Origin of the sequence: Paenibacillus sp. 203 (assembly GCF_037027525.1) — a bacterium.
GTDB lineage: Bacteria > Bacillota > Bacilli > Paenibacillales > Paenibacillaceae > Paenibacillus > Paenibacillus polymyxa_B.
In genome coordinates this window covers 204,766-213,737 of record NZ_JAXCHD010000009.1, presented here as the reverse complement: position 1 = coordinate 213,737, position 8,972 = coordinate 204,766, and the positions used below count along the sequence as shown (strand labels likewise).

The 8,972-nt window shown below is 44.7% G+C and carries 8 protein-coding genes and 1 rRNA gene; all 9 read right to left on the bottom strand.

Annotated elements, in window-relative coordinates; genetic code table 11:
• Nucleotides 1-116: ribosomal RNA gene (locus WA407_RS20735) — 16S ribosomal RNA — on the bottom strand; the annotation flags it as partial.
• Between the two features lie 453 nt (nt 117-569).
• The gene (locus tag WA407_RS20730; protein ID WP_235309971.1) at nt 570-1,424 is read right to left on the bottom strand and encodes a nucleotidyltransferase-like protein; all 855 of its coding nucleotides are present in this window, start codon (nt 1,422-1,424) and stop codon (nt 570-572) included.
• A 136-nt stretch (nt 1,425-1,560) separates the two neighbouring features.
• A complete protein-coding gene (locus WA407_RS20725; protein ID WP_336078275.1) occupies nt 1,561-3,279 on the bottom strand; it encodes a glycosyl hydrolase family 18 protein in 1,719 nt (572 codons plus the stop codon).
• A 152-nt stretch (nt 3,280-3,431) separates the two neighbouring features.
• Nucleotides 3,432-3,863, bottom strand: coding sequence for a Fur family transcriptional regulator (locus tag WA407_RS20720; protein ID WP_013311903.1), 432 nt, complete (start codon nt 3,861-3,863; stop codon nt 3,432-3,434).
• A 108-nt stretch (nt 3,864-3,971) separates the two neighbouring features.
• Entirely contained in the window at nt 3,972-5,375 is a 1,404-nt protein-coding gene (locus WA407_RS20715) for a DUF4097 family beta strand repeat-containing protein (protein WP_336078274.1), read from the bottom strand.
• Nucleotides 5,376-5,382: 7 nt separating this feature from the next.
• Nucleotides 5,383-6,036 (bottom strand): hypothetical protein, encoded by a 654-nt coding sequence (locus WA407_RS20710; RefSeq protein ID WP_069290370.1) that lies wholly within the window; start codon nt 6,034-6,036, stop codon nt 5,383-5,385.
• An 83-nt stretch (nt 6,037-6,119) separates the two neighbouring features.
• A complete protein-coding gene (locus tag WA407_RS20705) occupies nt 6,120-6,833 on the bottom strand; it encodes an MgtC/SapB family protein (RefSeq protein ID WP_235309968.1) in 714 nt (237 codons plus the stop codon).
• Between the two features lie 98 nt (nt 6,834-6,931).
• Complete coding sequence (locus WA407_RS20700) at nt 6,932-7,393, bottom strand: GNAT family N-acetyltransferase (RefSeq protein WP_069290371.1); 462 nt, start codon at nt 7,391-7,393, stop codon at nt 6,932-6,934.
• Nucleotides 7,394-7,524: 131 nt separating this feature from the next.
• Complete coding sequence (gene gatB, locus WA407_RS20695) at nt 7,525-8,970, bottom strand: Asp-tRNA(Asn)/Glu-tRNA(Gln) amidotransferase subunit GatB (protein WP_013311908.1); 1,446 nt, start codon at nt 8,968-8,970, stop codon at nt 7,525-7,527.
• Between the last annotated feature and the right edge of the window lie 2 nt (nt 8,971-8,972).

Here is an 8,972-nt window from a genome sequence, read left to right as displayed (position 1 = left end):
TCACCCGTCCGCCGCTAGGTTATATAGAAGCAAGCTTCTACACAACCCCGCTCGACTTGCATGTATTAGGCACGCCGCCAGCGTTCGTCCTGAGCCAGGATCAAACTCTCCATTAAAGACCAACCGAAGCTGGTTTATAGAAAGAGCGATAAGCTCATTTTGAAACTGACGAGATAAAATATCTCTTGTTTTGATTTTGCGAACAAAATCGTTTTACTCACTCGTTGTTCAGTTTTCAAAGATCAAACTTGTATAATGTCTCACTTTGTTTCACCACCGCGTCTCAGCGGCGACTTAAATAATGTAACACATAACCTCATTTTTCGTCAAGCTTTTTTTTGAAAATTTATTTTTCCGCTTGATGCAACACGTTTATCCTGCTTTAAACAGTTCTAAATTATTCATGCTGCTTAATGGGGCGAGTTATAACTTAGCACATATTTTATATACTCGTCAACCTAAATTAATAATTTATATTTTGTGACTATCTATAAATACTAAATCACATACAAAAAAAGGAAGAAAAGTCGATTTAACAACCTTTCTTCCTGACAAATCAACCCTGCACATCAAATAAGGGAGTAACGCAGTTCACGATTTTGCCCACGATCCCTAAAATCCCCGGCAGCTGTTTCTCTAATAAGTGAACGATATACCAGTTTACGGAGCACGACGGTAAGATCCAATTGAAGATTCTTTAGCTCTGGATGGTTAATAAGTTCATTTATAGACCAGGGTTCCCGTCTGCTGCCTAATATACGGAATAGCGGAGATGAGCACTCCTCCATTTTTGACATAACTGAAAATTCACAAGCAAGCAATACTAGTTCAACCCGTTGTTCCAAGGTTTCCGTACTTAAGGTGAGTTCGTTATACAGTTTGTCAATCGTTCGATCCAGAGGCTGTACCTGAACCCATAAATGAATCTTTGGATAAATCCCCCGTTCAATGAGTTCAATAGATGCCCAATGATCCAATGCTTTCAGAACACTTTGATAAGCGTCAATGATCCGCCCTTCTCGCACCGCTCTTTTACCATGAACGTAATTGACCAGAAAGCGGGAGAACTCATGAAATCGCTTCTGCTCCCGTAGTGGATCGTTAAAATCAACAATTTCCTGTCTTAAAAAACGGACCCTCTCATCCCGTTCCCAGACAATACGACCTTCTAGCACATAATCTATAATGTTGGCTTGTTCACCAGCGATAATCCATTCCTTCAGACAACTGAGCGTTGCGTACAACACTTGGCATCTTAATCCATTCATAAATAAGTGTTGAATAGAACGAACTGGCTTGGTGCCTTCTCCAATAATTAGAATGAGTTCATCAAAGTCATACAACATCGAACCGTGAAAATACTCTCCCGGCTTTCTGTACGAAATAATACCTATTGAATCTTCCTGCAACATTTCATCATACATTAGGTTTAATTTGGTTAGCTGCACTTCTCCCTCCATATCTGCAAGGCGGCTATGACCGCAAATTGGATATTTGGATACATGTGATCATTTCTACATAAATAAGAAACTTCCTTCTTCAATTGTATAAATTTTTATCTTATTCACTTATTTTTTTCAGTGTTACCCAAGCGTTTTCATCTGCAAAGGTTCGATTCCACGCCCCAATTCCTCCGAGCTTCAGCGATTTGGCAAGTTCTACTCTTGCCTTCAGAGATATCTGATCCTCTAGCCAAATCTTTTTGACCACGCCGTCTTCTGTATACTCGACATAATTCTGGCCTTCAGCAGCTCTAAACTTGGGCTTCAACTTAAATTCGGCTATGATACCGGCTGCTGACTTCATACCAAGTGATTTGGAGGTGACCTTAATCTTCCCTTCTTTGGGAGTCTCGGACCACACGCGAGTATATAACGGAATACCTAAAATCACTTTTTGAGGCGGCACTTCATCTTCCTGAATAATTCGCTTAATTGACGCTTCCGTCCATGGTAGCGAGGCGACAGAACCAGCCTTTGGACTAGCCGCCCAATGCTCATCATATGCCATTACCATGAGGTAGTCTGTGATGGTGCCCAATGATTTTCGATCCAAAAAAGCTGACCACATCTCACTTTGAGATTTAGGCGTAACATCAATGGACAGAATCAAATCATGTTCCCGAGCCATCGGTTTAAGTTCCCGCAAAAATTGGGTGACATTGGGGCCATCCTTCGTATGAACATTTTCAAAGTCAATATTAATACCATCCAGATCATTTTCTAGGGCAAGTGAAATCATCTGATCTACAATCGCCTTTCGACGTTCAAAGGTAGACAATGCTTCAGTTGTTAATTCGGGATTAAAGCTGTTGCTCAACAAGCCCCAAACCTCCATCCCCTTGCGATGTGCCCAGCTGACATAGGCAGGATCTGCCTTGCTTTCTACAGTGCCCTCAGGATCGACGACACTGAACCACGTAGGACTCACCACATTTACTCCAGGCATAGGATCAAACTTGGAAGGATCGGGCTTGCGATTATAGACGGCTTCCCAAGCGAGGTTTACTGGCCTACCCTCCCAATGTTTTTCCGAGATGGACAAATCGTCTTTAGCCGAAGGGATCACAAGCTCTTCTCCTTCAGCGATATGGTCTGACTTAATGTATCCCGTATAGCCATTGTCTAATTGAACAAAATACCAATCTCCTTGTTTGGACCAAATACGTACCTTCGTCCGCTGAGATATATCTGTCAAAATGAAAGATAGGCTGGAGGCTTCTTTACGTAAGGCAATTCTAGCATCCCGTGGGCCATCCTTCTTTTCTACACTCCCCAACCTGACCTTCTCTCCAGCTTTCATTAGGATGACAGCACCAGTTACAGGGTCTTCGTGTATAGAAACGCCGTATACTTCACGTACAGCCTCTATCGGGATATATACCTCTCCACTGATCACCTGAGGGGCTACGCTAAGCGCATATGTCTTACCATTCAGTTCCCCTTGTGCCTTCGAAACCTTCATATAGAGCAGGCTTTGTCTCGTCGCCATAATGACGGATTGGCTATCATCCTCATAGCGAACCGTAGGATCAATTTGACTTTGCACCAATTTAAGCGGCATCAGCATGTTCTTGCCCGAGCTTTGAGCTTCATACCCAGTCAACTTGCCCTGCATAAAAATAGGACGGACACTGCCCTGCCAATCGGGTTTCTCGTGAAGGGGATTACCAAACCATACGACAGTAATTGCGCATATAATCGCTGCAAATAATAGCAGGCTTGCCGCTCCTTTGAATCGTGAACGTTTACGGCGGCGTCTGGAATGATTTCTGGCCAATATTGAACCTCCATTGTATGAACTTTGAATTACAAAAATAAAGTGATTTAAATAAAAAAACGCGGTAAATCCCCGCTTATGGGGAATTCCTCACGTTTCCAATCCATTACAATATATACATACCGCACAAAAAACTTCTATTCCTTGTTTCGTTACGTTTGTTTGTTACTACAAGCTTTGCATACTCCGTGTAACTCCATACGATGTCCATGCACCTCGAAGCCTGTTTCCAACGCGGCATGGCGTTCCACATCAGCCAAATAGGGATAACTGAAATCTTCAATTTTTCCGCATTTTTCGCAAATGATGTGATAGTGCTCCGAAATATTGGCATCATAACGACTGGCGTTATCTCCATAGGTCAACTCATGTACCATACCCGCTTCTATAAACATCTTTAAGTTATTATAAACCGTAGCCACACTCATACTTGGAAACTTGGACTCAAGCGCTCGATATATTTCATCTGCAGTCGGGTGCCCCATAGTTTCCATTAAATAGTTTAATATGGCATGACGCTGGGGTGTTATGCGTACACCTGTCTTCTTCAGAAGTTCCAAAGCATGCTGGACGCGTGCCGCCATATATGTCCACCGCCTTATCCCTTACTTACGATCCTATCAATTACCACGCATCTATTTACAACTTACTTCTAAACCTACTCACATTGTACGGTCTACTCAAGTTTCTTGTCAACGCGCTGTATTGTCGCCGGATGTTCCTATAGAGGTATCTGTCTCAGGAGCTCCGGTTTCAGCCGGAGAGCTTTCAGATGTATCGGGCGCAGTCGTACCCCCGGAATCATCCAAGTCGGGTAACGACGGCATCAGTAACTTTTTAATGGTTAAATCGCTGTTACCCTCTACGTTGATCGCATACTTACCTGTCCCGTTCTGGCCTGAGATACTTTTACTATCTATTTTAAATGGAAAATCGGATTGAAGATTACCATAACTGCTTGAACCCTCTAACTGAAAATCTCCATTCGACGGAAGATCCAATACGATATCACCGACAGCACTGTATATTTTCCAATCTCCGCCCACCTGCTCGCTATGCACTTTGATAGAGCCATTAAGCGAATTTGCATTCAGCTTGGCTGTAGAATTCAGCACATTCATGTCACCATTCTGAGTATCTACGGTGATGTCCCCTTCCGAACGAGCGAGCTGAATATCACCTACCATGGTGTGTAGTGTCACAGCTCCTTCAATATCTCCTGCCTGCATATCGCCACGGTTCGTGCGCACATCTACATCTCCAGAAATCCGATGCAATTTAACCTGACCGTTCAGCGTGCCTCCCTTGACATTGCCGATAGCGTCATTAACGGTGAGATCTCCATTACCGCTCTCGAGCCGAATGCTATCAATAGCATCAACTCCATTCAGGGTAATATTCCCGTTGGAGGTTCTAATCTGCACATTGAACCGTCGGTCCTCCGGCACGGTGATCAGCATGTTCACACGGGGCTGACGTTTGCTTGAAGCTCCGTATGACTGTGCCTCCGGACGAATCTGGATGGTCTTGCCGTCGGTAGAAGTCAGTGAAGAAGCCTGAGCAATCTTGTCCGCTTCGGCAGCAGGCGCTTGATCCACCCATAGAGTCCCACGTACCTCTATATTGGACACAGGCCGTCTGATCAGTGTTACATCACCATTAACCGAATCAACTACTAAATCAGACGTCTGCATAGTTACAGGTACCAGTACACCACCCATATCATACCGATTCTCTTTAGCCTGACTAAAATCCATAGAGGCTGATGTCAGATTGAGACTGACCCGGTTCCACAGATACATATAATGATTTTGCTGGGTCACGATAAAAACCGAGGCTGCCACTACCAAAGCGGACAGAATCCCTTTTAGGTCAGGTCTGAATCGCCTTCCGTTGTCAGACTTGCCTTCTTTCCGATAGTACACAGCAAAAAAAATCAGATATTCCAGTCCCCAAAGCACGAAGATTACGGGCCACCAAACGAGGAGCTGAAGCATATATTCAGTATTTTGAAACACATCTACAATAAGCAAAATGCCTACAGCCATCAACAGAAGCGAAGAGGTGTAGCGACCGACTCTTATTTTACAGTGCACGCCAGCTTCACCCTCTTTCTTTCAACTTTTTACGCTTAAAGGATAGAAAGGCTTCCCTTAGAAAAAGGGATAAACCGATCATCATTAATAAAATGGCCAGTGTCAGGAATCCATAATCCTCAAAGAAGTTGCTCAACCAGCGAGGTTTCATGCGAAACAAAATCATAAGCCCACCGCCTGCCACCATCAGCACAGCAAAAGCAAAGCCTCTCTCCCATGCATAAAAAGGACTACTTTGCTGGCCTTTAGCATCCATCCGTGCATAACGATCTGGCTTACGCCGATAACGAACCATGTAATCTGCTGACTGTAAGACATCATATACATTATAAAAATATAAAACGGGTATGAACAATCCAAGCAAAATAAGTAATGGGATGTTAATCCTCAAGCCATCAGAAGAAACATACAGCATCGCAAAAATATCTAGCAGGAGCAACACAATAAAACTAAGCCCCCTAATAAACAGCCCTAGAAAAAGATGTCCCAGTCCGGGTAACAATGCTGCCATGATAATGGCAATCACTTTGCGAAATTTAGCGTATTTTAGACGCTTCCCCTGTCTGGGTTGTTCCCGCTGTTCCGGCGCTTGTAGCTGCCCAGCCTCTCCAGACGGTAACGGTTGTTCCGAGTTCATGCCATCCTCCCCTTTGAATCCCATGCGTGGCTCCGCTGAAAAATACTTCAATGCTTACATAGTACCCCAATCGGATTTAAGAGTAACTGTTAAAAAAAGGTAGGCTATTACTCAACAGAGACTGCAGCTATATCTTCCCATTGTCGTAAATCAGCTGCAATACGTACGGGATTAAAATCATGACGGGACAGCACCTCTAGGGAAACCTCCATACTCTGCCGATCTGGATGTAATTCGTGAAATGGGACATTTTCATGTTCTTTAATCATTATTTTACGTATTTCCACTTTTTCTTGCTCTAAATAAGTCGAAATCTGCTCCAGCAATCCGTGAGACGACAATCCGTACAATGTAATAAGATGACGCTTGCGTCCACGCATATATCGGAGTTCGACTTTGTTAAATACCCATAAATTTAAAAACACGAGCACCGTTGCCGCAATAGACGGGAAATAAAAGCCTGCTCCGACCCCAAGACCAATGGCAGCCACGACCCAAATGGAAGCCGCAGTCGTTAGTCCGGTAATGGATTTACCTGTGAACATAATCGTCCCTGCACCCAAAAAGCCTACGCCAGTGATTACCGCCGTAGCCAAACGAGCGGGATCTATGCGTACATTAGCTTCTTTAATAAAATCGGCAAAGCCGTAAATGGAGAGTAGCATAATCAGCGTCGAACCAAGACTGACCATAATATGAGTCCTCAAACCAGCTGCGTGATTGGAACGTTCGCGTTCAAAGCCAATGAATCCACCGAGAAGCATGGACAGCAAAAGCCGTAAAATGATATGTGAATCGTCTATAATCCACGGATTATCCATTCAAGTCACTCCTCCCGGTTATGTCGTGCTTCCCACTCCGGGTGCGCGGTTTGTGGGCTTATGTGCATTTTTAATGCCAATTTAATGATATCTCAATGCTATTCCAACTTATGCAGATGGTAGGTGGTTAATTCCACGCCTGGGGCGACCTCCGCCGCAGATACGGGGCGAAAGCCATGTTTTCGATACAATGTCACCGCAGGAGTATTTAAAGTTCCTGTAGAGACGATAAACAACGGGATATTTTGATATTCATTCAAAACATGCTTCATTAAAGAGTCTGCAATGCCTTTTCGAAAATGATCTGGGTGAACCATCATACGTGTAAGGGTAAGCGAATCGGGCGACTCAGACTGCACAGCCAGTGCCCCTAGCAATTCACCTTCCTCCAGCCACCCATAAAAAGACTCTCCACAGCTTCTCAGAGTATCCAATGTATCCATCAGTGGAGGAATCTCATCAAACCCAATCAACTCAGCTTCCAGCCTATAGGCAACGTGCTGTAGACGCCATATCTGACTGACGATATCATCATCTTCCAATGAACATAGGGTAACCATGCTGTTTTCCCTCCTAAGGAAACTCATAAAATGCCATCAGGATTCTAAAGTTTGCTCGCGCCAATCGTTCTCAGCGTCTATGCAAAAGGGGCCTGTCCCTAAAAGACAAGCCCCCTGTCAAATCTATGCCATTAGCGGTTCAGCACTTCCGTCAGCAACTTATTAGCAAGGCCAGGGTTTGCCTTTCCCTTGCTCTCCTTCATCACTTGACCGACTAGGAACCCGATGGCCTTTTGCTTGCCGGCTTTGTAATCTTCGACCGATTGCGGGTTAGCTGCTACAACTTGTTCGACAATGGTCAGGATTGCACCCTCATCACTGATCTGTACAAGCCCTTTTTCTTCAACAATTTGCTGTGGCAGTTTATCACTTTCCAGCATTTCCTTGAAGACCGTTTTGGCGATTTTGCTATTGATCGTTCCCTTCTCCAGCAGTCCGATCATTTCGCCCAAGCCCCGACCGGTCAATTTAACCTGCGACAGCTCTACACCGGCACTGTTCAAATAACCGAGTAGATCCCCCATAATCCAGTTGGATACTGCTTTAGCATCCTTGGTGAATTGAAGGCTATCCTCGAACAAATCGGCCAATGGCTTGGAGGACGTAATCACCTGCGCATCATACTCAGGTAAGCCATATTCCGAAGTGTAGCGTGCTTTACGCTGGTCAGGCAATTCAGGAATCGAAGCACGGATACGTTCTTTCCATTCCTCATCTATATGCAGTGTAACCAGATCCGGGTCTGGGAAATAACGATAGTCATGGGCCTGTTCCTTACCACGCATGGATAAGGTTTTACCTTGCGCCTCATCCCAACGACGTGTCTCCTGTACAATCGTTCCGCCTTCGTCCAGCGTCTGCTCCTGCCGGAACTGCTCATATTCCAGTCCGCGCTGTACGCCACGGAAGGAGTTCATGTTTTTTAGTTCCGCTTTAGTTCCCAGCTCTTTTTGTCCATGCGGACGAAGACTGATATTCGCGTCGCAGCGAAGTGATCCTTCCTCCATCTTCACATCGGATACGTCACAATACTGCATAATGGCACGTATTTTTTCCAGATAGGCCTTGGCTTCTTCCGGCGATGATATTTCCGGCTCCGAAACGATCTCGACCAATGGTGTGCCGACCCGATTAAAGTCGACCAAAGATGCGTAGCCACCATCAACATGTGTTAATTTCCCTGCGTCCTCTTCCAGATGCAGTCGAGTAATACCGATACGCTTTGTCTCACCATTCACTTCAATATCAATCCAGCCATTTTCGCCAATGGGTTGATCGTATTGTGAGATTTGGTAAGCCTTAGGTGAATCGGGGTAAAAATAATTCTTGCGATCAAACTTGCTCACATCAGCAATGGTGCAATTCAGAGCCATTGCTGCTTTCATTGCATAATCAACGGCCTGACGGTTCAATACCGGCAGCACCCCTGGATGACCGAGACAGACCGGACATGTATGAGAGTTGGGTGGTGCTCCGAAGGATGTCGAGCATCCACAAAATATTTTAGACTTCGTATGCAATTCCACGTGCACTTCAAGTCCGATGACCGTCTCATATTTGGATGTAGTTGTAGACATGA